Source organism: Rhizobium gallicum bv. gallicum R602sp, from assembly GCF_000816845.1.
In the GTDB taxonomy this organism is placed as follows: domain Bacteria; phylum Pseudomonadota; class Alphaproteobacteria; order Rhizobiales; family Rhizobiaceae; genus Rhizobium; species Rhizobium gallicum.
The window spans coordinates 414,160-440,566 of sequence record NZ_CP006880.1; the positions used below are offsets into that span (position 1 = coordinate 414,160).

Annotated in this window: 23 protein-coding genes; 6 read left to right on the top strand and 17 right to left on the bottom strand. The window is 60.9% G+C overall.

Annotated elements, in window-relative coordinates; genetic code table 11:
* The first annotated feature begins 21 nt into the window (after positions 1 to 21).
* Together RGR602_RS25250 and RGR602_RS25255 are read left to right on the top strand one after the other, a co-directional pair.
* A complete protein-coding gene (locus RGR602_RS25250; RefSeq protein WP_040114782.1) occupies positions 22 to 1,566 on the top strand; it encodes an ABC transporter substrate-binding protein in 1,545 nt (514 codons plus the stop codon).
* 131 nt (positions 1,567 to 1,697) lie between these two features.
* The gene (locus RGR602_RS25255; protein WP_040114783.1) at positions 1,698 to 3,146 is read left to right on the top strand and encodes a M20 family metallopeptidase; all 1,449 of its coding nucleotides are present in this window, start codon (positions 1,698 to 1,700) and stop codon (positions 3,144 to 3,146) included.
* 431 nt (positions 3,147 to 3,577) lie between these two features.
* Here the strand turns inward: RGR602_RS25255 and RGR602_RS25260 are convergent, their stop codons facing one another.
* The 7 genes from RGR602_RS25260 to RGR602_RS25290 are packed head-to-tail and all read right to left on the bottom strand — an operon-like array spanning position 3,578 to position 11,554.
* Positions 3,578 to 4,582, bottom strand: coding sequence for an ABC transporter ATP-binding protein (locus tag RGR602_RS25260; RefSeq protein ID WP_040116471.1), 1,005 nt, complete (start codon positions 4,580 to 4,582; stop codon positions 3,578 to 3,580).
* Complete coding sequence (locus RGR602_RS25265) at positions 4,569 to 5,558, bottom strand: ABC transporter ATP-binding protein (protein ID WP_040114784.1); 990 nt, start codon at positions 5,556 to 5,558, stop codon at positions 4,569 to 4,571. The genes RGR602_RS25260 and RGR602_RS25265 overlap by 14 nt, the downstream gene beginning before the upstream one ends.
* Positions 5,555 to 6,469, bottom strand: coding sequence for an ABC transporter permease (locus RGR602_RS25270; RefSeq protein WP_040114785.1), 915 nt, complete (start codon positions 6,467 to 6,469; stop codon positions 5,555 to 5,557). Before RGR602_RS25270 ends, RGR602_RS25265 begins: the two co-directional genes overlap by 4 nt.
* A 4-nt stretch (positions 6,470 to 6,473) precedes the next feature.
* Positions 6,474 to 7,448 carry an ABC transporter permease gene (locus RGR602_RS25275; protein WP_040114786.1) on the bottom strand — a complete coding sequence of 325 codons (975 nt, stop codon included), beginning with the start codon at positions 7,446 to 7,448 and terminating at the stop codon, positions 6,474 to 6,476.
* Positions 7,449 to 7,459: 11 nt separating this feature from the next.
* A complete protein-coding gene (gene ggt / locus RGR602_RS25280; RefSeq protein WP_040114787.1) occupies positions 7,460 to 9,070 on the bottom strand; it encodes a gamma-glutamyltransferase in 1,611 nt (536 codons plus the stop codon).
* Positions 9,067 to 9,921, bottom strand: a complete 855-nt coding sequence (locus RGR602_RS25285; RefSeq protein WP_040114788.1) for a hydrolase — start codon at positions 9,919 to 9,921, stop codon at positions 9,067 to 9,069. Before RGR602_RS25285 ends, ggt begins: the two co-directional genes overlap by 4 nt.
* Positions 9,922 to 9,979: 58 nt before the next feature.
* Positions 9,980 to 11,554: an ABC transporter substrate-binding protein gene (locus RGR602_RS25290; protein WP_040114789.1), complete on the bottom strand. Its 1,575-nt coding sequence runs from the start codon at positions 11,552 to 11,554 to the stop codon at positions 9,980 to 9,982.
* Positions 11,555 to 11,743: 189 nt separating this feature from the next.
* Here RGR602_RS25290 and RGR602_RS25295 point away from each other — a divergent pair, with 189 nt between their 5' ends.
* Together RGR602_RS25295 and RGR602_RS25305 are read left to right on the top strand one after the other, a co-directional pair.
* Positions 11,744 to 12,511, top strand: coding sequence for an IclR family transcriptional regulator (locus RGR602_RS25295; protein WP_040114790.1), 768 nt, complete (start codon positions 11,744 to 11,746; stop codon positions 12,509 to 12,511).
* Between the two features lie 871 nt (positions 12,512 to 13,382).
* Positions 13,383 to 14,567 (top strand): hypothetical protein, encoded by a 1,185-nt coding sequence (locus RGR602_RS25305; RefSeq protein ID WP_040114792.1) that lies wholly within the window; start codon positions 13,383 to 13,385, stop codon positions 14,565 to 14,567.
* A gap of 23 nt (positions 14,568 to 14,590) precedes the next feature.
* Here RGR602_RS25305 and RGR602_RS25310 read toward each other — a convergent pair whose 3' ends face one another.
* Genes RGR602_RS25310 through RGR602_RS25345 form a run of 8 tightly spaced genes read right to left on the bottom strand, consistent with a single transcriptional unit; the run spans position 14,591 to position 22,764 of the window.
* Positions 14,591 to 15,604 (bottom strand): succinylglutamate desuccinylase/aspartoacylase family protein, encoded by a 1,014-nt coding sequence (locus tag RGR602_RS25310; RefSeq protein ID WP_040114793.1) that lies wholly within the window; start codon positions 15,602 to 15,604, stop codon positions 14,591 to 14,593.
* Between the two features lie 31 nt (positions 15,605 to 15,635).
* On the bottom strand, positions 15,636 to 15,974 hold the full coding sequence (locus RGR602_RS25315) for a Rid family hydrolase (RefSeq protein WP_082046687.1): 339 nt from the start codon (positions 15,972 to 15,974) through the stop codon (positions 15,636 to 15,638).
* Between the two features lie 33 nt (positions 15,975 to 16,007).
* Positions 16,008 to 17,318 (bottom strand): alanine racemase, encoded by a 1,311-nt coding sequence (locus tag RGR602_RS25320; RefSeq protein ID WP_040114794.1) that lies wholly within the window; start codon positions 17,316 to 17,318, stop codon positions 16,008 to 16,010.
* Positions 17,311 to 18,267 carry an amidohydrolase family protein gene (locus RGR602_RS25325; RefSeq protein WP_040114795.1) on the bottom strand — a complete coding sequence of 319 codons (957 nt, stop codon included), beginning with the start codon at positions 18,265 to 18,267 and terminating at the stop codon, positions 17,311 to 17,313. Before RGR602_RS25325 ends, RGR602_RS25320 begins: the two co-directional genes overlap by 8 nt.
* Positions 18,264 to 19,205: an ABC transporter permease gene (locus RGR602_RS25330; RefSeq protein WP_040116472.1), complete on the bottom strand. Its 942-nt coding sequence runs from the start codon at positions 19,203 to 19,205 to the stop codon at positions 18,264 to 18,266. Before RGR602_RS25330 ends, RGR602_RS25325 begins: the two co-directional genes overlap by 4 nt.
* Positions 19,202 to 20,164, bottom strand: coding sequence for an ABC transporter permease (locus tag RGR602_RS25335; protein ID WP_040114796.1), 963 nt, complete (start codon positions 20,162 to 20,164; stop codon positions 19,202 to 19,204). The genes RGR602_RS25330 and RGR602_RS25335 overlap by 4 nt, the downstream gene beginning before the upstream one ends.
* Positions 20,161 to 21,675, bottom strand: a complete 1,515-nt coding sequence (locus RGR602_RS25340) for a sugar ABC transporter ATP-binding protein (RefSeq protein WP_040114797.1) — start codon at positions 21,673 to 21,675, stop codon at positions 20,161 to 20,163. Before RGR602_RS25340 ends, RGR602_RS25335 begins: the two co-directional genes overlap by 4 nt.
* Before the next feature lie 21 nt (positions 21,676 to 21,696).
* Positions 21,697 to 22,764 carry an ABC transporter substrate-binding protein gene (locus RGR602_RS25345; protein WP_040116473.1) on the bottom strand — a complete coding sequence of 356 codons (1,068 nt, stop codon included), beginning with the start codon at positions 22,762 to 22,764 and terminating at the stop codon, positions 21,697 to 21,699.
* Positions 22,765 to 22,980: 216 nt separating this feature from the next.
* On the opposite strand from RGR602_RS25345, the gene RGR602_RS25350 reads away from it, so the two are divergent.
* Positions 22,981 to 23,772 (top strand): IclR family transcriptional regulator, encoded by a 792-nt coding sequence (locus tag RGR602_RS25350; protein WP_040114798.1) that lies wholly within the window; start codon positions 22,981 to 22,983, stop codon positions 23,770 to 23,772.
* Between the two features lie 226 nt (positions 23,773 to 23,998).
* Here RGR602_RS25350 and RGR602_RS25355 read toward each other — a convergent pair whose 3' ends face one another.
* Positions 23,999 to 24,304 (bottom strand): hypothetical protein, encoded by a 306-nt coding sequence (locus tag RGR602_RS25355; protein ID WP_040114799.1) that lies wholly within the window; start codon positions 24,302 to 24,304, stop codon positions 23,999 to 24,001.
* 423 nt (positions 24,305 to 24,727) lie between these two features.
* Between RGR602_RS25355 and RGR602_RS25360 the strand changes: the two genes are divergently transcribed.
* A complete protein-coding gene (locus RGR602_RS25360) occupies positions 24,728 to 25,282 on the top strand; it encodes a DUF3299 domain-containing protein (protein WP_170250625.1) in 555 nt (184 codons plus the stop codon).
* A 157-nt stretch (positions 25,283 to 25,439) separates the two neighbouring features.
* On the opposite strand, the gene RGR602_RS25365 is transcribed toward RGR602_RS25360, so the two are convergent.
* Positions 25,440 to 26,342, bottom strand: coding sequence for an MBL fold metallo-hydrolase (locus RGR602_RS25365; RefSeq protein ID WP_040114800.1), 903 nt, complete (start codon positions 26,340 to 26,342; stop codon positions 25,440 to 25,442).
* Between the last annotated feature and the right edge of the window lie 65 nt (positions 26,343 to 26,407).

Consider the following 26,407-nt stretch of genomic DNA (forward strand, 5'->3'; position numbering starts at 1 on the left):
CCATAAAAAGAGGGTAGAACAATGCATAAGCTTCTTCTTGCAGGGACCATGTTAATGGCGATGACCGGCCTGGTCGAAGCCCGCGACATCGTCGTGGCTCAAAGCTCCGACCTGCGCAGCAATAATCCGGGCGTCAATCGCGACGGCAATACCGATGGCGTCATCCTGCATATCGTCGAAGGGCTCGTCGGCTATGCCAACAACGGCGAGGTCAAGCCGCTGGTGGCAAAGAGCTTCGAAGTCTCGGCGGATGGGCTGACCTATAGCTTCAAACTGCGTGACGACGTCAAATTCCACGACGGCAAGAAATTGACCGCCGATGACGTCGTTTGGAACTGGAACCGTTATCTCAAGCCCGAAACGAAATGGACCTGCCTTCCTGATTTCGACGGTAGCGGCAACGTGCACGTTACGGGGGTCAAGGCAGTCGATGCTTCGACCGTCACCATCACGCTGGAAAAGCCATCCGCGGTTTTCCTTGGCCTGATGTCGCGCCCCGAATGCGGTTACACCGGGATGATCTCCCCGGAATCGGTCAGCCCGGACGGAAGCTTCATCAAGCCGATCGGTACCGGTCCCTTCAAATGGGACGAATGGAAGAAGGGCGAATATATCCATCTCGCCAAGTTCAACGATTATGTCTCGCCCCAAAACGACGGAAAGCCCGACGGCATGGTCGGCTCCAAGCGTCCTCTCGTCGATGGCATCAAGTTCATGGTCATTCCCGATGCCTCGACCGTAAAGGCCGGCCTTCAGTCCGGCGTGCTCGATACCGCGGAGATTTCGCCGGATCTCATTCCCGAATTCAAGACAAGCGACACGATGCAGCTGATCGTGACCCGCAACAACGGCAAAAACCTCTTCTACATCCAGACGCGCGACAAGGTTCTGAGCAATCCCGGCGTGCGCCGCGCCATGGCGATGGCACTCGATCTAGACCAGCTCGTCGAGGCAGCCTCCAATGGCACTGGCGCAGCCAACGGTGCCATGGTTTCGGAAGACTCGCTCTATTTCGACGATGTCCAGAAGAAGCGTCTTCCCTACGACCTTGAGGCCGCGAAGAAGGAGCTCGCGGCGGCCGGCTACAAGGGCGAGCCGATTACCATCATCGCCAACAAGCGCAGCAACGTGCCAAGCTTCCCGGCCGCGGTCATGGCGCAGGCCATGATGCAGCAGGCAGGTCTTAATGTGCAGATCGAGGTGCTGGACTACGCGACACAGGTCGATCGTCGCCGGTCCGGCAACTATCAGGTCATCTCGCAATCGGTCGCGCCGCGGCTCGATCCGGCGCTGATGTACGGCTTCTATGTCGGTAACAAGGATAAGAACGCTTCTTTGATGTGGGATCACCCGAAGGCCATCGAACTGATGAAGGCCGCCTATGCGGAGTCCGACCAGACGAAGCGTCAGGCGATCTTCGACGAGTTTCACACGCTGATGCTCAAGGAAATGCCGGGCATCTTCCTCTATGACATGGTCGATGTCTGGGGCGCGACCAAGAAGCTGAAGGGCCAGCCCGTCTGGCAATCGAATGCCCGCCTTTGGGAAGTTTCGCTCGACAATTGAGCCTGAATTGCCGCGCCCGGTGGGGCGCCGCCACACCGCTTCGACGGTCAACAGAAGATCCGACAGGCAGTCCTGCCGGGTCGGGTGCAACATGTCGCCTGTGGCGGCAGGACAGACAGCGAGGAAATGCCATGAATCTTGACGCGATCAGCTCCATTGCCGCGACGGTCGAAAAGATGAAGCCGGATTATATCGCTCTCAGCGACAGTATCTGGGATTTCGCGGAGCTGAAGTTCGAGGAGCGGTGTTCGTCGCAACTGCTGGCAAGGACACTCGAGGAAAACGGCTTTGTTGTGCGACGCGGCATCGCAGCCATGGAAACGGCCTTCATCGGCGAATTCGGCAGCGGCAAGCCGGTGATTGCTTTCCTCGGCGAATTCGATGCCTTAGCCGGCATGAGCCAGACCGCAAACGTGGCCGAGCCTCGTCCGATGGCGGCGGGAGCAACCGGTCACGGCTGCGGGCACAATCTGCTTGGCGTCGGGTCGCTGATGGCGACGATTGCACTTGCCCGCTACCTCAAGGAGAACAACCTGCCCGGAACGGTGCGCTATTATGGCTGCCCTGGAGAGGAGGGCGGCTCCGGTAAGACCTTCATGGTTCGCGCCGGCGCATTCGATGATGTCGACGCCGCCCTGACCTGGCATCCGGCTCCCTTCAACGGTGTTCGCTCGACGAACAATCTTGCCGTTCTCGAATATTACTATCGCTTCAGGGGTGTCGCGGCACATGCTGCCAACAGCGCCCATCTCGGGCGATCGGCGCTCGATGCCGTCGAGCTCATGAATGTCGGCGTTAATTTCCTGCGTGAACACATGCCGCCGGATTGTCGCGTTCACTATGCGATCACTGACACCGGCGGCAGGGCCGCCAATGTCGTGCAGGCCAAAGCCGAGGTTCTCTATCTGATCAGGGCGCCTGACATGACGCAGGCGCTTGAGCTTGCCGGGCGGGTCGAGAAAGTTGCACGAGGTGCCGCGATGATGACCGAAACCGCGGTCGAGATCCTGTTCGACACCGCCTCGACGAACCTTCTTCCCAACATCACGCTTGAAACGGCAATGCACGAGAACATGGTCGCGCTCGGGCCGATAGCCTTCGACGAGGCCGACATCGCCTTCGCCAGGAAAATCCAGGATACGTTCACACAAGAAGCGATCAGGAGCAGCATCCGCCTCTATCAGATCAAGGGCGATGTGTTCTCCAATGCCAAGGTGGATGGCTCGACGCCCTTGCACACCGGTCTGCGCGACTTCGACGGACAATCGCATTTCCGGGCCGGATCGACCGATGTCGGCGACGTCAGCTGGGTGACGCCGACCGCGCAATGCTGGGCACCAGCCTGGGCGATCGGCACCAATCCCCATACCTGGCAGGTCGTTGCGCAGGGGAAAAGCCCGGCCGCGCACAAAGCCATGGCGCATGCGGCCAAGACGCTTGCGACAACGGGTCTCGCGTTGATGTCGTCATCCGACCTGCTGGCAGCCGCGACGGCCGAGTGGCGGGAAAAGACCAGCGGCAAAGGCTATATATGTCCGATCCCCGACGATGTGATGCCTGCATCGGTCCATAGCCGATAACCCGTTTTGAGCGACTTCTCAGCTTAATCAGCCCTCAAACTTGCACGGCGCAATGCGCCTCGGGAGGGCAACGTCGAATGCGGCACCTTCGCCTTGAACGTCGGCAAGCTGTATGGTGCCTCATGCCCCTCAGAATTGCAGATTCTGTGCACGTCCGTGGCACCAATCTAGGAAAATGATGCTCGCCGAAATTAGGTTCATCAAATTCGGGTCAGCGAAATCGTGAGCGGCGCGCCGGACGAATGTCCAGTGCAAACCCAAGTGCGATGCCGATATCGTAAGCGACTCTTGTGGCGCGCAGCATGAGCATCCCGAATGCTTGTGCGTCCCACGGAGACGTCGCTTTCGATTTGAACGATAGGGGGTTCGATTCCGCTGGAGGCGAACGTCATTGAGCGGGTAGCTACCGTCGAGAGTGCTTTTGTTCGAGGCTACTCATCATTTAGGTGGCACGCTGATAGGTGCCCCGGCGCAACTTCCTTCTTGATCGGCACTTCCACGCGACAACGGTCGATTGCGAACGGGCATCGGGGATGGAAGTGACAGCCTCTCGGAGGATCGAGTGGGCTGGGGAGTTCGCCTTCCATGGGCTTGAAGCGGCGCTTGCCGGGCTCGATGCGCGGCACTTCGGCCAGAAGCGCTTGCGTGTAGGGGTGGTTGGCCCGCCTGAAGATTTCCTCGACCGGTGCTTCTTCCACAATCCGGCCAAGATACATGATCGCGACACGGTCGGAAATATGCTCGACGACACCGAGATCGTGGCTGACGAAGAGATAGGTGAGGTCGAGCTTGTCTCGCAATTCCATAAACAGGTTGATGACCTGTGCCTGAATGGAGACGTCGAGAGCGGCCACGCTTTCGTCGCAGACGATGAATTTGGGCTGGACGGCAAGCGCCCGCGCGATGTTGACGCGTTGCCGCTGGCCGCCTGAAAACTGGTGCGGGTATCGTTTCTTCATCGCCGGGTCGAAGCCGGCCAGCGTCAGATACTTATCGACATAGCTGTCGCGTTCCGTCGAACGGGCGAGCCCGTGGGTCCGCGGCGCTTCCCAGATGAGTTCTTCGACGGTCATGCGCGGGTTGAGCGCAGCCATCGGATTTTGAAAAATCATCTGGGTGGCCAGGCCGAGTTCGTGCCGCTGGCGCGCCGACATGGCATCTCGATCCACACCCTTCCACAAAACATTGCCGTTGGTCGGAGAGGCTATCCCCGCAATCACGCGGCCAAGCGTTGACTTTCCGCAACCGCTTTCACCGACGAGGCCAACGACCTCGCCGCTGCGGATGCTCAGACTGACGTCATCAAGGGCGTGCACGATTGACGCAGGCTTTGCCAGTTTGAGTTTCAGCGTAATCTTGGCAGCCAGATCGGGCTTCGGGCCGAAGCGCTGTGAAATGTTTCTTGCTTCGATCAGGGGCGCGTCAGTCGCAAGCATCATGCAGTCCTCTCATTACGGGATGGATGCAGCGGAAGGAGCGGTCGTCAGCCGGCATAAGGCCAGGCATCACACGACAGGCGTTCGTCGCCCGGTCGCAGCGCGTACGGAAGCTGCAACCTTGCGGCAGGCGGTTGATCGCCGGCGTCATGCCCCTGATCTGACGCAGCGCTTCGCCGCGCTTGTTCTGTGAAGGAACGGATGCGATCAGACCTGCGGTATAAGGATGGTACGGATCGGTCAGCACCTTGGCCACCGGGCCTGTCTCGACCAGGCGGCCAGCATACATGACCGCGACATCATCTGCGAGCCTCGAAACGATCGCTAAGTCGTGGGTAATCCAGATGACGGCCGTGTTGGCCTCTTCGGTCAGCTTCTGGAATTCCGAAATGATCTGGCTCTGGATTGTCACGTCCAATGCCGTTGTCGGTTCGTCGGCGATGATGAGATCCGGCTTGTGGAGAAGTGCGATCGCGATCGCCACCCTCTGGCGCATCCCCCCGGAAAACTGATGCGGGTAGGCGGACAATCTCTCCTCGGGGCTTGGGATGCCGACGAGACCCAAGGCATCCCGCGACCGCTGCCGGGCGGCATGCCTGGACATCTTTTCATGTGCCTGCACGGCCTCGACCATCTGCGTTCCGATGGTAAGGACCGGATTGAGGGTCATCGTCGGATCCTGAAAGACCATCGCGATGCGCTTACCGCGCAGCTGCCGCATCTCCTCGTCGGAACAGTTTACAATGTCGGTGCCGTCGAAGACGATCTGTCCCCCTGCGATCCTACCGGGTTTTTCGAGGAGCCGCATTATCGAAAAGCCGGTCACCGACTTGCCTGATCCGGATTCCCCGACAAGGCCGAGGACCTTGCCGCGCGCGACGGTTAACGACACGTCATTGACGACCCTCAAGCCTGGCTGACCTTTGCCGGTGCCGAATTCGGTCACGAGATTGCTTACCTTCAGCAAGGCGGTCATGATACATTCCTCGGATTGAGGACATCGCGAAGCCGGTCGCCGACGAGGTTGATTGCCACGATCGTTGCGAGGAGGGCGATGCCAGGGAAGAAGCTGATCCAGTAGAGGCCGGTCAGAAGATACTGGTAGCCCGTCGCGATCAGCATGCCGAGAGACGGTTCGGTGACCGAAGCGCCGAGACCAAGGAAGGAAAGCGTCGCCTCCAGCCCAATCGCTCTCGCCACCTGCATGGTGGCGATGACGATCACCGGCGCAAGACAGTTTGGAAGCAGGTGCTTGAAGAGGATGCGCCATCCGGGCAGACGGAGCATGCGGGCTGCCTCGATATATTCCTTCTCGCGCTCGACCAGAGCCGTGCCGCGCACGGTGCGGGCATAGGTCGCCCATTCAGCGATGATGAGCGCGATGACGACGTTGGTGACACCCTTGCCAAGAACGGCCAGCATCATGAGGGCCATCAAAATGGTGGGGAAGGAAAGCTGCAGATCGACCAGCCGCATGATCACGGTTTCGGTGCGCCGGCCCATATAGGCAGCAAATAGGCCCGTCGTCGTGCCGATAATCGCAGCAGCGAAGGCCGATAAGACTCCTACGAGAAGCGATGTCCGCAGGCCATAAAGGATGCCGGACAGGATATCGCGGCCCTGGCTGTCCGTTCCGAGGTGGTAGACAAGCCCCGTCATCGATTCCGACCCCGGCGGCAGTCGTCCATCCATGATGTCGAGCTGCATCAAATCATACGGATTCTGGGGGGAAATCCAGGGCGCCAATAGCGCCAGGCAACAGATGATCACCAGCGTGACGAAGCCGATCGCGGCCGCGGAAGATCGAAGGAACTCCGAGATTCCCTTGGTCAGCCGGCCAGGTCCGGCGTCCGGAACGCTTTTATCTTGCACGTTTGGTTCAGCCATGGGTCTAAGCCTTTGTGTCCAACCGGACCCGCGGATCCAGTATGGTGTAACAGACGTCGATGATGAAGTTCAGGACGACGAAAAGCAGCACCATCATCATCAGGTAGGCGACGATGACCGGACGATCGAGAAGATTGATCGAGTCGATGATGAGCTTGCCCATGCCCGGCCATGCGAAGATGCTTTCGGTCACGACCGAAAAGGCAATCAGCGATCCGAACTCCAGGCCGATGATGGTCACCACCGGGATCATCAGGTTCTTCAGGACATGCACGGTGATAACCCGCCGCTCTCGCAACCCCTTGGCACGCGCGAACTTGACGTAGTCCTGGGGCAGGACTTCCTGCACGCCGGCGCGGGTCAGTCGAAGAATGAGGGACGTCTTGAACAGAGCCAGATTGAAGGCGGGCAGGAGAAGATGTCTGAGGCCTTCCTCGGTCAGGAAAGACCATTGTGCACCGAACAGTTCCGCGGTCGGGCCGCGGCCGTTCGTCGGCAGCCAGCCGAGCTCGACCGAGAACACCATGATCAACATGAGCCCGACCCAGAATGTCGGCAGCGAGAAGCCCAGGATCGAGCCTGACATGATCAGCTTGGACGAGATCCGCTGTGGGTAAAGCCCGGCATAAAGCCCGAGTGGCAGGCCGACGACGATCGCAATTCCAAGTGCCGTGATGGCCAGCTCGAGCGTTGCCGGCAGACGTTCCACGATGAGCCCGAGGGCTGGACGGCCGTAGACGAAACTGTTGCCGAAATCCCCGTGCAGCAATCCCCGGAGGAACAACAGATACTGCTTCCAGAGCGGTTGATCGAGACCGTAATGGGAGATGACGCGGGCGCGCTCCACCTGATTGGCATCCGGATTGATCAGGATGTCGACCGGATTGCCAATCACGTTGACGCCGGCAAAGACGATGATCGTCATTGCCACGATGACGAACAGTGCCTGTATCAACCGCCTGGTAATGGAAGTGACCATTAAATCTCTCCTTAGGCGACGGAGATCGCCATCCCGTCTCGCTGCGGATCGGCGGCGCCCTTGGAGACACCTCCTTCGATCTTGATCGCATGGACCGCGGCGAATGCATATGTCTGCGGTGACCGTGCCACCTTGTAGCCCTGCGCTTGCAGGTCGCTTTCGACAGAGTGTCGAATGCGGTTGCAGATGTCGATCGTGTTCGACACGCCAACAATCCTTGGTGCCGAAACGGCTTCGAGTACGGACATGTCGAAATCAATCATGTTCATCAGGCACTGCGCAACCGCAGGTGCGATGTAGCTGCCGCCGGGCGCACCGATAACGATGCTCGGTTTGCCGTCCTTGAAGACGATTGTCGGTGCTGCAGAACTGGGGCGGCGCTTGCCGGGGGCGATGGAGCCCGGCTTGCCGGGGACCGGATTGAAGCGACTCATCGTGCCATTGTACATGAAGCCCAGGCCGGCGGTGATGGCGCCGGAGGGACTGCCGAGCGTGTGGGTCATCGCGGCGGCGTTGCCGTCCTTGTCGATGACAGAGATGTGCGTAGTGTCGCGCTGCGAGCGCTCGAGGCGGTCAACGCTCGCGATCTCGCCAGCCTTGATCGCAAGAGCATGCGCCTGTGCATGCTCCCTCGACAGCAGCTTTTCATAGGGAACATCGACATAGGTCGGGTCCCCCATGTGCGCGTCCTTGTCGATCGTCATTCTCTTCATGGCCTCAAAGAGGATGCGGACATGCTCGGCGCTGCTGTGCTGCATGGAGCCGACGTCGAACTCTTCCATGATGTGTAGCAGTTCCAGCATCGGGAAGCCCGAGCCGGGAGGAGGGGAGGTCGCAATTCGGTTGCCGCGATACTCGCCCCAGACAGGCACCATCCGCGACAACTCATACCTCGCCAGATCTTCCTGGTCGATCAGTCCGCCGTTGGACTTGAAATCAGCCGCGATCTCCTCGGCCAGTTCGCCGTGATAGAAAATGTCGGATCCACCGCTTCTTGCGATCCGCTCAAGCGTGTCCGCCATGTCCTTGTTGAAGAGAAGTTCACCGACGTTCTTCAACGATCCGTCCTCGTGGAAATAGACCCTTCGGCCGGTATCGGAAAAACGCAGCTTGTCGATCGTGTTGGCAAAACCGTCAGCCGACTGGTCCTTGGCCCAGTACCAATGCATGTGATTTCGGATCATGAAACCTTCGCGGGCAAGGCGGACGGCTGGCTTGATCAGGTCGCCCCAGTCGAATGTGCCGTAGTCCTTAAGAGCTGTCTCGTAACCCTTGAGCGAGCCCGGCGTGCAGACCGCGAGATAGCCGATATCCGAAATATTGCCGTCGAGTACGTAGCCGAAGCCGTCGCGGCTCTGATGCTTGATCTTGTCCAACCACATGTCCGGCGTCGCCTTCAGGGGCGCGCGGGCATAGAATTCGAGGACCTCGTGCACGCCCTTTCTTGGCATGTAGACGTGCATGGAGCCGAAGCCCCCGATTCCGGCCATCTGCGGATCGACCACGCCCTGGACGAAGGCGCAGGCGAGCGCCGCGTCGATGGCATTGCCGCCACGCTCAAGAACTTCCGCTCCGGCTTCGACCGCTTCCGGCTGTGGGGCTACAATGGTTGCATTCTTCATTTCGCGCGCCGGTCCTTCAGTACCTTTGCCAGGAAGGTTTTGACGTAGCCAAGAACCTTGATCCGGTCATGGGAGACACCCGGAATGCGATCGAAGGTCACGTCGACGCCCGCATCGCGGAACGATTGGGCAAGGGTGGCAAGGCGCTCGGGGCGAGTTGTGCCGGCATCGTTTGCGCCGGCCATGTAATATTTGCCGCCTGGCTTGTGGGTGATTTCCCAGGTCTCCAGATCGGCGTCCCCCACGATCATCTGCACGGCAACCTTGGCCAGTTCCTCTGGCTGGAACGACTTGCCGAAGCGGACCTCCAGGTCTCGGATGCCTACCCACCAGTCACGTGTCGGATCGAGAAGGGTTACCGAACCTGGAGCGCCAATCGACGCCGCCCAGAGTTTGTCCGGATGCAGGATGGCAAAACGATGGGTGAAGTGACCGCCGCCGGAAAAGCCGAACATAGCGAACTTGGACCAGTCCTGTCGGTACTTTTCGGCCATCTCCTCGACCATGGCGATGACGACGCGGTCATAACGGATATCGCCTTCTTCGAGGAACTTGTAGCCGGAGCGCGCACCGTCACCCAGCACGCCTACCGGGAAGATCGGGCATAGGATGGCGCAATCGTTGTAGAGCCCGAATTCGGCAAAACCGTCCCGAAAATCGATCGCGGAGGTGCGGCCGGTACCATGAACGGCGACAAGCAGGTCGAGCTTGCGGCCGTCCGCGGCTGTCGGCGGAACATACAGCACCATATGAAGGCGGGGATCGACTTGAGATGCGAAGATGGCTGTCTGGCCATAGTCATAGATGGCCTTCGCACGGGCGACGGCCTCGCCCGTTCCAAGTTCCTGCATAAATGGCTCCTGGGAGATAAAAGAGGGGCTGCTGTGTTGCAGCCCCATGCTGCTGGACTTAGTTCGCCGCCTTCACTTCATAAGCGAGCGTATATTTGTCGCCGCGCGGCGTGTAGGAGACGGTCTTCTTCGCTCCCAGCACGACGTTTTCGAAATGCATCGGGAGGAGCCAGAATTTGTTAAAAGTCAGAGCCGACAGTTCCTCGAGCAGGGGAGCGCGTTCGGCTTCGTCGAGCGTAGAGCTCGCCTTGGCCAGCACCTCGTCGATCCTGGGATCAGACACGCCGCCGCCATTATACCGGCCGGTTCCCTTCTTCTCATCGCGCGTCGCAACAAGCGCGACAGTGGGATTGGTGGTTTCACCGGTGTTCACACCCCAGGAGCCGAGATAGGTGCTGTAGGTGCCTTTCGAATAAGCTTCCGAATACATCGCCCACGGCAGGACCTCGACTTTCGAATTGATGCCGATGCGCGTGAACATCTGACCGACGGCCTGCAGTACTTCGGCGTCCTTGACATAACGGCCGGACGGGCCATGAAGGGTCAGGCTGAAGCCGTCAGGGTAGCCGGCTTCGGCCAGAAGCGCCTTGGCTGCGGCAGCATCGTAGCTCACTTTCTCGACCTTCTTGGAATTGCCCGCATAACCCTCAGCCACGAACTGGGCGGCGACCGTTCCGTTCTTCTGCATGACGCGGTCGACGATCGCAGGTCGGTTGATCGACATCAGCATCGCGCGGCGCACTCGTTCATCCTTGAGCGGGTTTTTGTCGAGATCGGAACCATCCGCAGCTTTCACGAAAGGCGAAACATCACGGCCGACATCCAGGCCAAGGTAAACGAAGCGGGAGGACTGGCCGTTGATGATCTGCAGGTCTTTGGTCGCTTCCACGCGAGCCATCCCATCCGCAGGAAGGGTTTCGATAATGTCAATCTCGTTGGAGAGAAGCGATGCCAGACGCGCGCCGTCATCGGGCAGGAAGCGCAGTGTGACATTTGACCAATGCGAAGGGTCGGCGAAGTAGTTGTCGTTGCGCTTCAGCATGAGATTGCTGCCCGGGGAATAGGAAACGAACGAATAAGCGCCCGTTCCAATCGCACATTTTCCATTGTCGAAGTCCTGAACCGGCGCATCCTTGCAGTCGGCGCTGATGATGCGAATTCGACTGACGGAATTGAGGAGGATCGGATCTGGAACCTTTGTTTCGACGACGACGGTATAGGGATCCTTGGCCGTCACGTTCGCAATGTTGCGGGTATAGGAGGCAAAGCCCTGGCTCGACTTGTCGCGGGCACGCAGAAGCGACGCGATGACGTCGTCAGCGTTGAACTCGCTGCCGTCATGGAATTTGACACCTTCGCGCAGCTTGAACTCCCAATGCGTCGGATCGACAGTCTTCCACTCGGTTGCGAGTTCCGGCTTGTTTTCCGACGTGCCGGTGAGGTTGATCAGGCTATCCCAGATGTGCCGGGACGTTGCATTGTTGGGTGCGGAGCTATCCTCATGGGGATCGAGCGTCGTCGGCGTGGTCGACATGCCGATCGTCAACGGCGTCTCCTGCGCAGCGACCATGGCAGGAGTAGCAATCATGGCGAGCAGCGTAATCGCTGCACGCTTCAATGTCTTTGCGGTCATCGTTCCAATCCCAGTTGCTGTTTGATGCCGACCCCGTATGGGTCGGAATGAGTGGGTTCCCGTCCACTGTTGACTCAAATTGGTAAAGGGCGTGAAAGGGAACTGTCAAATGGAAAACGAGCGTGTTACGATAGGTGTAATGAGGATTTAGAGCCTCAATGTTGCCTGAAATTTGGAAGGAATGTAGGCGTGAGGGACGATGGATCTTCGGCAAAAAGTAATATAGTACAAGCCGTTGATGTCTGCATTGACGTTCTGTTGAACGTCGCCAAAAATCCAGATGTCAGGCTGACCGAGATCGCGCAAAATACAGGGGAGACGAAGCCAAGAATATTGCGGATGTTACGCACAATGGAACGGCGGGGTCTAGTCAGGAAGAGCGAAACGGGCACCTATCGTTTGGGCACGACAGCAATCGTGCTCGGGACTGCTGCATCGACGCAGGTCGATCTGGTTCGCATCGCCAATCCAATTTTGGAAGAAGTCGGCCAGAAGGCGAACGAAACGACCCAACTGCGTATCATCGACAATGGGGAATCCCTTTGCATCGCCAAGTTCGAGCCGATGCGAGATCTGCGCGTTCAGGCGATGATCGGTCGCCGACGGCCACTGACTGCCGGCTCCTACAAGGTCCTTCTGGCGTTTCTCCATCCCCAGGTGCAGTTGCAAATGATTCCGGAAGCCTTGCCGCGTCTGACCAGGCGCACGATCACGGATCGCAACAAGCTGATTGCCGAATTGGAAAAGATCCGCCGCCAGGGATTTTGTGTAAGCTACGGCGAAGTAAGCGAGCAACTGGTTTCCGTCTCCGTGCCGGTTCTGGCGTTCGACGGGTCGGTGATCGCGGCGGTGAATGTAGGTGCTCCCGCATTCCGGACGCAGAAGAGCGATGTTGATCGCTACATTGTTTTGCTAAGAGATGCTGCAAGCAAGATATCAGCCCGGCTGGGGTGGTAGCGTTTTTTGCTGTCGCGCCATGTGGGACCTTGTAAAAGAGGTCGTCGCCGGTTCAACTCCCCTCAAGACGTAGGAGTACAGATAGCGTAGCATGATAATGTTAGCGATTTTTCGCAATCTGCGTACGCCATTTGATATCGACATGGCGTGACATAATAGTGAATTCATCACTGAATCACGAGGCATCTGATGCAACCGCTCTTCGAGCATGCCATACTGATAGATGACCTAGCTTCGCCGGCAATCCCCAACAGAGATACAAGCGCTGCCCAGGCGAAACTATCGGCTGCAATCCTTGAGGCTCTGGGTCCATTCCGGAAAGGCAAGACGTTGCGCGTCGAAGGAACTGAACAAGAGCTACAGCGGTTCGCCAATGCGGTGACGTACAGATCATCAAACTTCGACCTACCTCTGGGAGCCTGGAGGTAGGCAGATGACGATAGCTCGAACGGTCCGGCCGATTCACGTCGAGGATTTCAGCGGCACAGAGTTCGAACGCCTGGTGTTTGCCTGTCACCTTTGCGATGGCTGGACTGATCTCGCTTGGTTCGGCCAAACGGAAGCGACCGAGGGCGCGACATCATCGGCACACGTCCCTTTCGACGTCCAACCGGACGGAGCTTCATTCAATACGTCAATCTCGGCAGTCTCACTCAAGCGAAGGCGGAGAAGGGTATGGCCGCCGCGGTGAACGCGGTGAGCGGCAAACCTGACGCATAAAAGCTTAAGTTGGCGGAAAGTCCGAGGCTCAATCGGCCGCAACCTCTTGCCCGATCCCGCATCGAATAGAAGGAGCTTTCCGGAACGAGGGGGCCTAGACGCTATTATGGACACGTGTTCTATAAGATGGACGGATTGAAGGGAGCACGCCATGCATCTTTCCATGTGGACTTATCCCTGGGACATCCAGGACCAGGGGCTCGCGGCACTTGCCGCCGATCTTCGCGGCCGAGCGGGCCTCACAACGGTCAGCCTGGCGACTTCCTATCATGCTGGCCGGTTCCTTCAGCCGCGAAGCCCGCAGCAAAAGGCATATTTCCCCGAGGACGGGACAGTCTACTTCCGGCCGGATGAAAACCTATGGCAGGACAAGGTGATCCGGCCGCTGATGGCCAGGAACGTGGACGAGCGCGGCGACATGCTGGAAGCGCTCGTCAGGGTACGCGACACGACCGGTCTCAAGGTCTCCTGCTGGACAGTCTGCCTCCACAATACCCGTCTCGGCATGCTGCATCCCGATCATGTGACGCGGAACGCCTTTGGCAATCCCAACTATTACAACCTTTGCCCCTCAAGCCCGGCGGCACGCGCCTATGTTGTCACCCTCGTGCGCGACATCACGACGAACTACCAGCCCGATATGGTGGAACTCGAAAGCCCGAACTTCATGGGATTCGCGCACGAATATCATCACGAGAAAGACGGTGTCGGCTTGAACGGCGAAGACGACTTCCTTCTGTCTCTCTGCTTCTGCGACCATTGCACGGCGCGCGCCGAAAAGGCCGGCGTGCCGGTCGAAGGCGCGCGCAGATCGGTCGTGCGCTTCATCGCGGAACTCTGCGAACGGGCTGTTCCGGAAAGGCAGTTTCCCGACTTCCCGGCAGCCGGAATCGATGCCTTTCGCGACCATCCTGATCTGCACGGCTATCTTGCCTGGCGCACCGCACCGGTGACCAGCCTGATCGGCGAGATCAAGGCGGCCGCCGATCCGGCGACACGCATCGTGCTCATCGACCTGAAGGACGGCTGGCTCGGCGGAGTCGATCTCGCAGCAGTCGGCAAGCTTTGCGACGGGGTGATCCTCTGCTGCTACGACATGGCGCCGGGTGTCGTCGGCAATGTCATTCGGACCGGGCGGGCGGCGATCGGAGCGGGAAAGTTCCTCGGGGTTGGCCTGCGCGTCTTCTATCCCGAGGTCGGCGAGCCTGCGGTCCTGGCCGCACGCGCCAAGGCCGCCGTCGATGCCGGCGCTGACGGCGTGAACTTCTACAACTACGGCCTTATACCGGCAAGGCGTCTCGACTGGGTCAAGGCTGCGGTCGACGTCATCACTTAAGCGGATTAGCGCTCACGCTCTCCTCAGGATTCGATGGGTTCAGCGACCTGAATCAGGCAGTCGCCGGCCTGGCCGTCGCAATGCAGCCTGTGCGAAATGACAATGCCGCTCTCGATGAAGCGCAGCTCTTCCTCCGGCTGCTCCAGGCGTTCCAGGTCATGATACCATCCGGCAAGTTCGCCGGCTGAAACGGTGGCGCCAAGTGCGACGGCCGGCTCGAACCAGCCTCTGCGGTTCGCATAGATGCCCTGGCTGTGCCGGGACAGTGAAAGCAACTGCAACGGCCCACGCTCGGGGAGCGGCACGCGCGACAGGACCGGACGCTCGATGATGCCGAGCGTCACGAGCAGCCGGTCGACCGCCGACGCCGTGAAGGCCATTGTTTCAGGCGTCACGGTGCCGCCGCCGCCGAACTCTCCCGAAAGGCCGATAGTCCCCGCCCGCCCGGCAGCCCCCATCGATGTCGGTGCGGTCGGCCCGTTGTCGGCGATGAAGGCATGCGATGCGCCGATCGCCCGCATCAGCGAGACGGACCGCTCGAAGCGGGCGGCATCCGCCTGCCGCTCGATCAGCGTACAGGGCAGGTGCGCCATGGATGTGCCGCCCGAATGCAGGTCGAGCATGACGTCATGGCGGGGAAAGAGCTCGTGTTCGAGGAAATGAGCGAGGCGCGCCGTCGGTGACCCGGTGGGATCGCCGGGAAACGCCCGATTGAGGTTGCCGCCGTCAAAGGGCGAGCAGCGCTTGCCCGCCATCACCGCCGGCAGGTTCGCCATCGGTAGCACGGTGACGGCGCCACGGATTTCCGCAACCACCAACAGGCGCATCAAACGGCCGAGCTGCAGTTCGCCCTCATACTCGTCGCCGTGATTGCCGGCCATCAGCAGCAAAGACGGCCCCTCGCCATTCTTCAGGCGAAGGACAGGAATGCGGATCTGATAATAGGGCGAACGGTCGATCGAATAGGGAATGGCGAGGTGGCCGGCCTGCCGGCCTTCGCGCAAAAAGTCGATCGGATTGACGAGGCCACTGTGCATGATGTCTCCAGTGCAGACGGTTGCGATGCTGTCAGAGGGCGGCGACCGCGGTCATTTCGACGCGCAGATCACGATCGGCGAGGCGTGCCTCGAGGCAGGCGCGGGCCGGCGGGTTTTCGACGTCGATCCAGCCATCATGACGCTGTTCATTGCGTCGAAATCGACGATCGCCGGCAGGAAGACGGTTGACGGCGATGAGGCGCGAGTGGTCGATACCGGCTTCCTTTAAGAGTGCATCGATCTTGCCAAGCACATCGCTGGTCAAGTCCTCGATGCCCGCCTTGCGATCTTCCGCGTCGACAATATAGACGAAACCGCCGTAGCAGACGGCTTGGCTCATACGCGAACCTTTCTGATAACCCTGGATCATGGGCAGGCTTTCCTTTGCTCTTTTAGGGAGAGGTCAGCCGAAGCTGGTCAGATAGGCCGCCGTCACCGAATGGTCCGGGTCGAGGCCGTAGAGGATGGCATGCCGGTCAAGACAGGTGCAGGGATGCGAGATGCCGTACTCGATGACGTCGCCCACCGCGACGTCGCTATCGTCGGCAAGGGCGACGAAGGCATGCTGATCGTTGAGGCGGAAAGCTTCGGCGCCCCTGAGATCGGCGAAATACGCTCCATTTCGATAGAGCGCCAGCGGCCGCGGCAGGCCTTGGTCCATCGCCACGTCGCGCATGCCCATGCCGCAGATCGCAAGCTGCGCTTCCGGCCGCGACAAGACCTCGGCCCAGACCCGCAGCGCCGGACGGAAACCTGCGGCCGCCGAAACCGTCTCGCCGCCGATGCGGAAACCGCCGCGCGCATCGAGGCCGGCAAGGCCACGCTCGTAGATGCCGTGATCGTGGAAGAAGATCGCGCCGCAACGCAGCAGGAGCCGGCAGGCGGGATCGGCCGCAACGGCTGCTGTAAGCCGCGCAACCACCACGTCGAAAAAGACCGAGCCGCCAGCCGTGACGAGAAGCGGCCGCTTGTCGCCTATGCGGGCGCGCACCTTCGGCAGGAAATCCGCCGTCACCGCCATCAGCGCGTCGATACGAAGCACCGTCTCTTCCGCATCGGCGGTCGCGGCCGCACCCTCATAGGCGGCGATGCCGGTCAACCGGAAGGTCGGCGTCTCCACCGCAAGGATCGCGTTTAGGATTGCCTCGGCGACGGCGGCGCTGCGAATACCGGCGCGGCCGGCGCCGAACTCCACCATCAGGCCCAGGGGCGGCAGATCGGCACGCTGCTGCCAGGCTGAGCGAAGAGCATCGACGAGCGCTGTCGAATCCACGAAGACATGCAGTTCCGCATCGGCATAATCGGCAAGCAGCGCCGCAAGCCGGCGGGCTCCGGCGGCGCCGCCGATCTCATTGGCAAGGATCAGGCGGCGCTGTCCCGCCTTGAGCAGGACGGCGGCCTGGCGGATGTCGGCGACCGTTGTGCCCCAGGCGCCTGCCGCTAAAAGCGCGTTAGCCAGCGCCGTCGACATCGGTGTCTTGGCGTGCGGAGCGATTTCGGCGCCGTGGCTCTTCACATAGGCCATCATCAGTTCGACATTACAGGAGAAGGCCTGCCGGTCGAGCGAGATCAGCGGCAGGGCCATCCTGCCGTCATAGGGTTTCCATCCCTGCTTGCCGATCGCAGCTAGCGGAAGCGGCGGAGTGCCTGGCGGAAAGCCGCGCACCCGCTCGTCGATTAGCGCGTTTTCCGTCGCGATATGAAGGTCAGACATGGCAGCCCCTCGGAGCCTCAGCCGGATCAGGGATGCCGAGGCGATAAATGTCATTGGCAGTGGCAAAGAAAAGGGCGCGCTGCTCCTCGTGAGAGAGCTGCGAGGCAACCGTGCGGAAAACCTGATAGACCTCGTCGAAAGAGGCGTGCAGGCCCGCGACCGGAAAGTCGCTCGCGAACATGGAGCGTGTCGGACCGAAACAATCGAGGCAATGCTCGATCACCGGCCGCAGGCTTTCGAGCGTCCACTCGTTGTCGTAGGCGACGAGGTCGGAAATCTTCAGGCGCACGTTCGGCTCGCCACCGAGCGCCCGCAGACCCCGGCGCCAGAGCGCCATGCCGTCCTCCGTCCGATCAGTGGGGCTTCCGCCGTGGTTGAGCACGAAAAGCGTTTCCGGAAAAGCCCGTACAAGCTTGAGCGCCTCGCTCATCTGCCAGGGATAAAGCATCAGATCGAAGACCAGCCCGAGCCGCGTGACCTCGGCAAGCCCCGCCTGCCAGGCGGGATCGCCCATAAGGTTCGGTCGCGGAGCAAAACTCTTCGCCGCTTCCGGATGCCAGCTGACGATATCACGGATGCCGACGACATTCGGGTTTGCCGCTTCCGCCTCGAGCAAGCGTATGGCATCCGGCCGCTCGAGAGGAACGCGCGCGATATAGCGATGCGCGACGCCGGAGCTGCGGTCGAGGCCATCCAGCCAGCGGCTCTCTTCCAGCGGATACGCATCGGACCAGCCGGCCTCAACATGGACTGTCGCAACGACGTTCTGGCGCGTGGCGTCGGCGCGATAATCATCGATGCCGTAGTCGCGCAGGATCGGCGCGAAGCTTCCGAAAACCATCTCTTTGCCGGAAGCCCGCGCCTTCCAGAGCCAGGGATGACGTTGCAGCCCAAGGTCCCAGAGATGATGGTGCGGGTCGATCACCGGCCCGTCGTAGCGCCTCGTCATCTGCGCGCCTCGCGGCCGGAAACGAGCAGGAGGGCAAGGATCAGCGTGCCGAACATAATCGACCGCCAGCCTGGGGAGGCATTGACCACAGTGATCAGCGCCGTCGTCGTGACGAGCAGGATTGCCCCCGGAATGGTCCCCGCATAGGTGCCGCGGCCGCCAAGGATGGAGGTGCCGCCGAGCACGACGGCGGCGATCGACGTCAGCAGATAGGGGTCGCCGATGCCGACATAGCCTTGCCGGTTCATGCCCAGCACGAGAATGCCCGCAAGCCCTGCGAAAAAGCCCGACAGAGTATGGACGATCAGCGTGTTGCGGGTGACGCTGACGCCGGAAAGCCGGGCAGCCAGCGGATTTGCCCCAAGCGCCAGGAAACGCGCGCCGATCGGCATGCGGTGGACGAGTAGGAGGACGACGATCGAGACGACGAGCCACAGAATGATGCCGGCCGGAATCCCGAGCGGCCGCGCCTGCCCGAGCAGAATGACCGCCGGGTTGCCGACGGTGACCGCGCTGCCGCCGGCGACGATGACGAGCAAGCCTTGCAGGAAGGTTGCCATGGCAAGCGTCATGATGATCGGCGGCACGCGAAGATAGGCAGCACCCGCGCCGTTCATGAGGCCGATGCCGGTGGCGATGGCGAGGGCCGCCGCGATGCCGACAAGGCCGGTCGGGTCCCAGGCCGGCGAAATAAGCGGCAGCAGGATCGCCGTGACGGTGATGACCGCGCCGACGGAAAGATCGATGCCGCCCATAAGGATGACGAGCGTCTGCCCGGCAGCCGCAATGCCGATCACAGCGGCGAGTTCGAGCAGGTAGCGCAGGTGGCCGTGGGCGCCGAAACCACGCAGCGTGAAGCTTGCGACGATCCAGACGAGTGCGACTAGTAGGAAGGTCAGGAGCGGCGGATTGCGCAACGCGGACCTGATCGTGTTCATCGTCTTGCCCTCCATTGCGCGAGAAGTTCCGGCACAGCGACTGCCCCGACGATGATCAGGCCCTGCGCGACATATTGCGCAACCGGCGGGAAGCCAAGGAAGAACATGACGTTGATCATGACCGAGAGCAGCAGGCTGCCGCAGATCGCGCCGCGCATCGTGCCCTTGCCGCCAAGGAAGCCTACGCCGCCGAGCACGGCGGCGGCGATCGAGTTCAGCGTGAAAGGCGTACCGATAAGAGGATCACCCGAGCCGGTCTGGGCAGCGACGAAGAGCCCCGTCAGTGCTGCGAGGAGGCCGGACAGTGCGAAGGCGACGACTTTCACCCGTTCGACCGGGACGCCGGAGCGGAATGCGCCGACCGGATTGTCGCCAGCCGCGTAGATGCCGAGGCCGAGCGGGGTTGCGAGAAAGGCCTTCCAGAGCGCCACGATGACGACGAGCAGCAGGAAGGCGACAGGTGTGTGGCCGGCCAGAGTCGTCGACAGCCAATCGGGAATGAACCCGCCCGGCCGCGGCAGCAGGATGAGTGCCACCCCGCCAATGATGAAGGAGCCGGCGAGCGTGACGATGATGGCAGGCAGCCTCAGATGCGTTACGATGGCGCCGGTGACGGCGCCGATCGAAAGACCGGCGAGTGCGACCGCAAAAATGCCGCCCGGCACACCGAGCGCTCCTTCCATCGTCGTCGCGGCAATCACGGCTCCAAGGCTGACGAGGGGGCCGATCGCCAGGGTGATGCCACCATTGAGCATGAGAAGCGCCTGCGCCATGGTGACGAGCGCGAGCGGAAACCAGTTCTGCGTGAACTTCGAGAAGCCGCCGATGGAAAGGATGCCGGGAAAGAGCAGCGCATAGAGAATGACAAAGGCGGCGACAACCAGATAGAGGCCGACAAGGCCGCGGTTGCGGCGAAGTTGGATCGAGCCGTAGAGCCGGGATGATGACCTCGTGCTCATGCTGCCTCTCCCTGCGTCGTGGTGGTGATGCCCATGGCCGCGCCGACGATCGCTCCTTCGCTGATATCAGCTTGCGACAGCACCACCGCGACGCGCCCCTCGCGCAGAACCACGACGCGGTCGCAGAGATGCACGAGCTCCGGCGTATCGGAACTGGCCAGAATGACGAGCCGCCCCTCGGCGGCGAAGGCACGGAGCATGAGATAGATTTCACGCTTGGTCTCGATGTCGACGCCGCGCGTTGGATCGTTGAGGAGCAGAACCGAAGGATCGAGCGGCAGCCATTTGGCGAGCGCCACCTTCTGCTGATTGCCGCCCGAAAGCGCCTGCACCGCGCGGGCCATGTCGCCCTTGATCGTCAGCCGGCGCGCGAGATCGGCGACAAGGCCGCTTTCCGCCTGCCGGTCGCGCAGCCCCTTGCCGGCGAGCCGTCCAAGCGAGGGCAGGATGAGATTGGATGCGATGGAATGGGGCAGGACCAGCCCCTCGTGCTTGCGGTCGGCCGGGACATAGACGATGCCCGCGGCATTTGCCTCGCCCACATGGGCGGGCAGGCGAAACTTGCCTGATATCTCCGCTCTGGAAGCCGCGGCCGGAATCGCGCCGTAGAGGCCAAGCAGCAGGTCTTCCTGCCCTTGTCCCACGAGCCCGCCGATGCCGACGATCTCGCCGGCGCGGGCGGAGAAGCCGATGTCACGCACCATGCCGGCCGAAAAGCCTTCAACGCTGATGCGCATCGCGCCGGGTGTTGCGGCCAGGCGCGGCGGGAACAGGTCGCCGGTTTCGCGACCGACCATGAGGCGCACCAGGCCTTCGCCGTCGATGCCCGACAGCGACTGGTCCGCGGTGACCAAGCCGTCCTTCAGCACCGTGACATGCGAGCAGAGCGCCTGCACCTCATTGAGGCGGTGGGAAATATAGAGTAGTGCCGTGCCGCGGTCCCTCAGCGTCCCGATCAGACGGGCAAGGATGCCGGCTTCGTGAGCGGAGAGCGACGAAGTCGGCTCGTCCAGAATAAGCACGCGTGGCTTCCGGAACAGCGCCTTGGCGATTTCCACCATCTGACGGCGGCCAAGCGCGAGATCGGCGACCGGCATGTCGAGCGGTTCGGTGAGACCCACCATTTCGCAGACATCCCGGACGCGGCGATGGAGCGCTCTGTAATCGATGAGACCGAACCGGCGCGGAAACGCGCCGAGCCCGACGTTTTCGGCAATCGAGAGACTGGCTGTGAGGCTGAGCTCCTGCTGAACCACGGCGATACCCGCCGCGCGCGCAGCCGCTGGACTGAAGCGCCCGACGGACTTGCCGTCGACGAGGATGGAGCCACCGTCCGGCTGGAGCGCACCGGACAGGAGATTGATCAGCGTGGACTTGCCGGCGCCGTTTTCACCGAGCAGGGCATGAACCCTGCCCGGCAGAAGGGCGATGTCGACACCCTTCAAAACGGGATTGCCGAAAAATCCCCTGAACGCTTGCCGGGCTTCCAGCAGGGGTCTTTCTTCGGTCATGACGGCTTCCCTCAACGCGGATTACTTGGCAAGCAGCTTGTCGAAGAGCGCCTTGTCGTAGTCCGAGTAGATATAGCCGTCAGCGGGGAACTTGTCGGCCCGTGCGAGGTAGCTGCCGATCGTGCTGTCGTCGATGACAGGCAGCGGCACCTTGACGAAGGCCGGAACGTCCTTGCCTTCAAGCGCCTGTACAGCGGTGTAAACGGAAAGCGCGCCGAGCCAGTTGGGCTGCATGGTCGCCCAGCTCTTCAGTCCCTTCTCCTTCCATAGCTCCAGGAACTGCCGGGCGTTTTCGCCTGTAGTCGGCACCTGGTCGCGGCCCTGGCGCTCGAAGGCGAGGACGGAGCCGGCCGATAGCGCGCCGCCGAGCGACAGCACGCCGTCGATTTCGGGATTGGCGAAGAGCAGGCTGGTCATCGCTTCCTGTGCCGGCGCGACGTTATATTCCGTGTTCGTCTCGGTGATCACCTTCAGACCGGGATTGGCATCGAGGACCGGCTGGGCACCCTTGCGGCGGTCGTCGCTCACCGAAATACCGGCCGGGCCGTTCATGACGATGATCTTGCCCTTGCCGCCGAGCTGGCTGACCATCCAACTGGCAGCGGTCGCGCCCCATTCGTTGGAATCGGTGTTGATTTTCGCAGTCACCTTGTCGGTGTTGACGAGGCTGTCGAAATTCACGACCGCGATGCCCTTGTCGCAGGCATCGGAAATGACGCGGTCGAGCGCGTTGGAAGAACCCGCGATCACGACGATGGCGTCGACATTGGCATCGATCATCGACTGGATATGCTGGATCTGCGTCTGGGCGTTGCCCTGCGCGTCCGTAATCATCAGGTCCTTCACGAGGCCGGCCTTCTTCAGCTCCTCCACTTCAGCCGTGATGGTGCCTTCGGTCTGCTTCATCCAGGTCGGCACCGAATAGATGTTCGCCCAGCCGATCGTATAGGGCGCCTTCCTGTCACCCTTGATGCAATTGGCGGCGGCTGAGGCCGTGCCGGCCGAAAAGACGAGGAGGGCAGCGGCGGCGGCACCCGCACAAAGGCGGCGGTGTCGCGATGCGGAAAAGCCATTTTCAAGATTCTTCATGTCGATCCCCTTTTTTGTGCGGCAGCGTTGACGGCGTGCCATCTGTGTCCAATATACCGTACATATGATCTATATACCGGACGAGGTGATCTTATGCCGATTTTTTTACCTCGCAAGAGGGACAGGAAAATTTCATTCGCGATGAAGGACGGGATCGATTGACAGATGCGGCAGACGGCTTGAAAAGCTCGGCCGGGCAAAAAAGGATCGACAGCAATGGATGCAGTTCAGGACGAAGCAGCCGGCAAGCGCGCCCGAGGGCTCGACCGCGCCTTCGAGATCCTCGAGTTCCTGCGCCGGAAACGGCAGGCCCTGAAGCCGAACGAAATCGCCGCGCAGATCGGCGCGCCGCGCTCATCGGTTTATGAGCTCGTCAACCTGCTGCTGCAGAATGGCATTCTGGAATTCACGGGCGGCGAAGGGCGTGTCTATCTCGGCCGCAAGCTGTATTTCCTCGGCGCAGCCTATGAGAACCATTTCGATTTCACCCGCGAATGCGAGGCGGCGTTGGAACAGCTTGCCGACGAGACGCGGGAGACGGCGCAGTTCTGCATGCTGGATGGAAATAGATACACGGTCGTTCGCATGCGTGAAGGCGCGCGCCCATTCCGCATTTCCACGGATGTCGGGCAGTCGGTGCCGATCCCGTGGACGGCGTCGGGGCGCCTGCTGGTCGCGCACCTGTCGGATCAGGAAATCCTGAGCTTCATCCCGCCGCAGGATTTCCGCCTGCCGACGGGCGAGTGGCTCGACCCGCAAATCTTCATCGCCGAGGTGCGCCAGGCCGAGCGTGAAGGTCTCTTCACGTTCAACAGCATCGTCGACAGCTTCACCCACTGTTTTGCCGTACCGGTGCGGGGCGAAGAAGGTCATGCAGCCGCAACGCTGTGCCTCGTCACGCCGCGCGACGACGGCCTTGCGAACCGGGACCATTATCTCGACTGCCTGAAGAAGGCCGCCGCGAGCCTAGATCAAGCCCCAATGCGACCAAAACGAAGCTGGCCGTAGAACTCGATGGCGCGAAGGCAGTTGGTTTTTCACGAAGGAAACTTCATTTGCTGGTATGACAGACCAACCGACCCGTCGGCGCCATCGAGAGCACACTGTTCTCGACTAGGAAAGCATAGCGCAGCTTGCTCGGTCGCCGTGGGCCATTGCCGCAAAGCGATAGCATGTCTCTGTTTCGATGCCGCAGCTTGGAAGCGCCGACGAACCCTGATTTCGGCGCGAGCTTTTAAATCCCTGACCCGTCGAAGTTCTGGTCATCGTCGCCTTCCCAGGGCAAGGGCATCGTGGTGCGACTGAGGTTGGCCGAGGGCATCGGCATCCAACACTTCAATTCCGGCTCGGCATATTCGATGATCTGCCCAGGCGAGGAATCAGACGCGCGCCAGCCTTCTCCGCCAAACTGATCGCCTCTCGACCAATACGCGAGGTCAACTTCTGCCGGCCCCTGTTCGGACGGGCGGATCGTGACGAGGATTCGACTACCGTCTTTCGGTGCGCTTGCCATATGGCGCCAGCGGTCTGGCTCGTCCATCGTTTTTCCTCCTGCCTTGCTACAGGTTGCGAATGTCGCCTCGCTGTCGAAAGCGGTCAACTCAAACTTTGCACAAGGGTCGCCGTGGGCCAAAATGCAGGCCGACTGGCGCAAGCCGACCGGTCAGGGCCTCGGCCAGTTCATGGGCGAACACCTGCCATTTTACGGCAACCTATTCGTCAGCTTCGCCGCAGCCAGGGGCTGACTAGCTTCTTTCACTGCGGCAGATAATACGGCCAGGATCACCCCGCACCGCCGCCGCGTCCAGTTCCCACCTGTGAAGGGTCACCATGAGGTGATGGGGCTGATCGAAAAGACGTCAAGCTGCATCTTTAACCTGGACTTTGACCTTAGGCGAAAGATGAGGCTAAGATCCATCGGGCGCAGGCCGGGTTTAAAAACGCCCTGTTCATGGAGATGCGGATGAGGCGCGCGCTTTTCCTCCTGAAATTGACGACGATCATGATCGGCACGGCTTGTCAGGCCTCCGGCGCCTTTGCAGGTGCTCAGCCTGTTCTTTGGAGTGCGCTGCGGCCGGCAGATCAATCGAGATCTGACATGCCCTTGCCAGGCATGGCATCCACGCAATCGCAAGGCGAAACGCTCGCGTGGCGTGATGAAGCACACGCGGTTGAGCTGACCGGATTCATTCTGCCGGTCGACCAGGACCGCAATCTCGTCTACGAGTTCATGCTTGTTCCGTGGGCGGGTGCTTGCAGCCACAGCGCTGCTCCGCCACCGAATCAACTGGTCCACGTCGTAGCAGACGAGCCGTTCCATCTCTCAAGGGTGTACGAGGTCGTCACTGTGACGGGAAATCTGCGCCCTGGCCTCGACAAGACCCAGCTCTTCATCATGGACGGCGTACGCGTCCTCGACTACGGCTACAGCATGAGCCACGCTCATGTGGAAAAAGCGACCGGCATCGCGGATCCCGATCTCAGGTCGATTTCTCCTTTCGCTGTGCTCTCGCGATAGCGAACGAATTGCTTTCGGCGCAAGCGATTTCCGTTCTCGCCCCGGCGATTGAGAATAGATGAAACGACGCTTCGCTACCCATGCGATGACAGCGCGGCAAGCTGGTTGCGCCCGTTTTCTCCGGAGGACCTTCACAGGTCCTCCGAAGGTTCTCATCTCAGCCCCATTTCATCTCGCCCTTGGCGACCTTGGAGCCAATGTCCAGCGCCACGCCCATGCCAAGACCTGGGAAGCGAGCTTCCATGGCGGACTTCAGTGCGGCAGCATCCGCGGCCTTGGCGAGTTCTTCTTCAAATGCGAGCAGATAGCTCTTGGTGTGTTCGACGGCCGGCAGACCGATCGCTGCCTCTTGCGTCATGTGACCAGGAACGACCACGGAGGGCTTACGGGCGCTGATCTTGTCCAGGGTTGCCACCCAGGCGGCACGCTGCTCCTTCGTCTGCGTGTCGGCGGTCCATACATGGACGCCGGAGAAGATCATTACGCCACCAAGGACGGCGTTCAGCGACGGCACGAAGAGGTAGCGGCGGTTGGCCAACCCTGCTTCGGCCGCGACGATCTCGACCGTCTCGCCATCGACCGTCAGCCTCGCGCCGTCGAAGGCTTCCGGCATGACAATGTCAGAAAGCGTCTGCGGCCCGTTCTCCTTGAGCTGCGCGCCCCAAACGGCGAGCTTCTTCTCGACATTGCCCTTGATGGCGGCGATCGTGTCAGAGGCGGCCAGCACCTTGGTTCCGGGGAAAGCTTCGAGCACCGGCTTCAGGCTGAAATAGTAGTCGGGGTCGGACTGGCTGACATAAATGGTGGTCAGCTTCTTGCCGGTCGCCTTGATGGCATCGGCCAGCGCGCGGCCATCGGGATAGGTAAAGCCGCCGTCGATCAGCAGTGCTTCACTAGGGCCGGAAAGCAGGACCGGCGCGCGGAAAAATCCATTCTGGCCGGCAGGAAAGTGCTTCCAGGTCAGTTTCGGTCCAGCGGCATTGCCGAGACCGGCAGGGGAAAAAGCGGCGACAAGGCCGGCTGCAACCGTGGTTTTCATTACGTTTCTCCTTGAATACATTGTTTTCTCCAGTGGTTGTCGACTGCTGCTGCAATCCAAGCGCTTGCACGACGCGCATGCGGTGA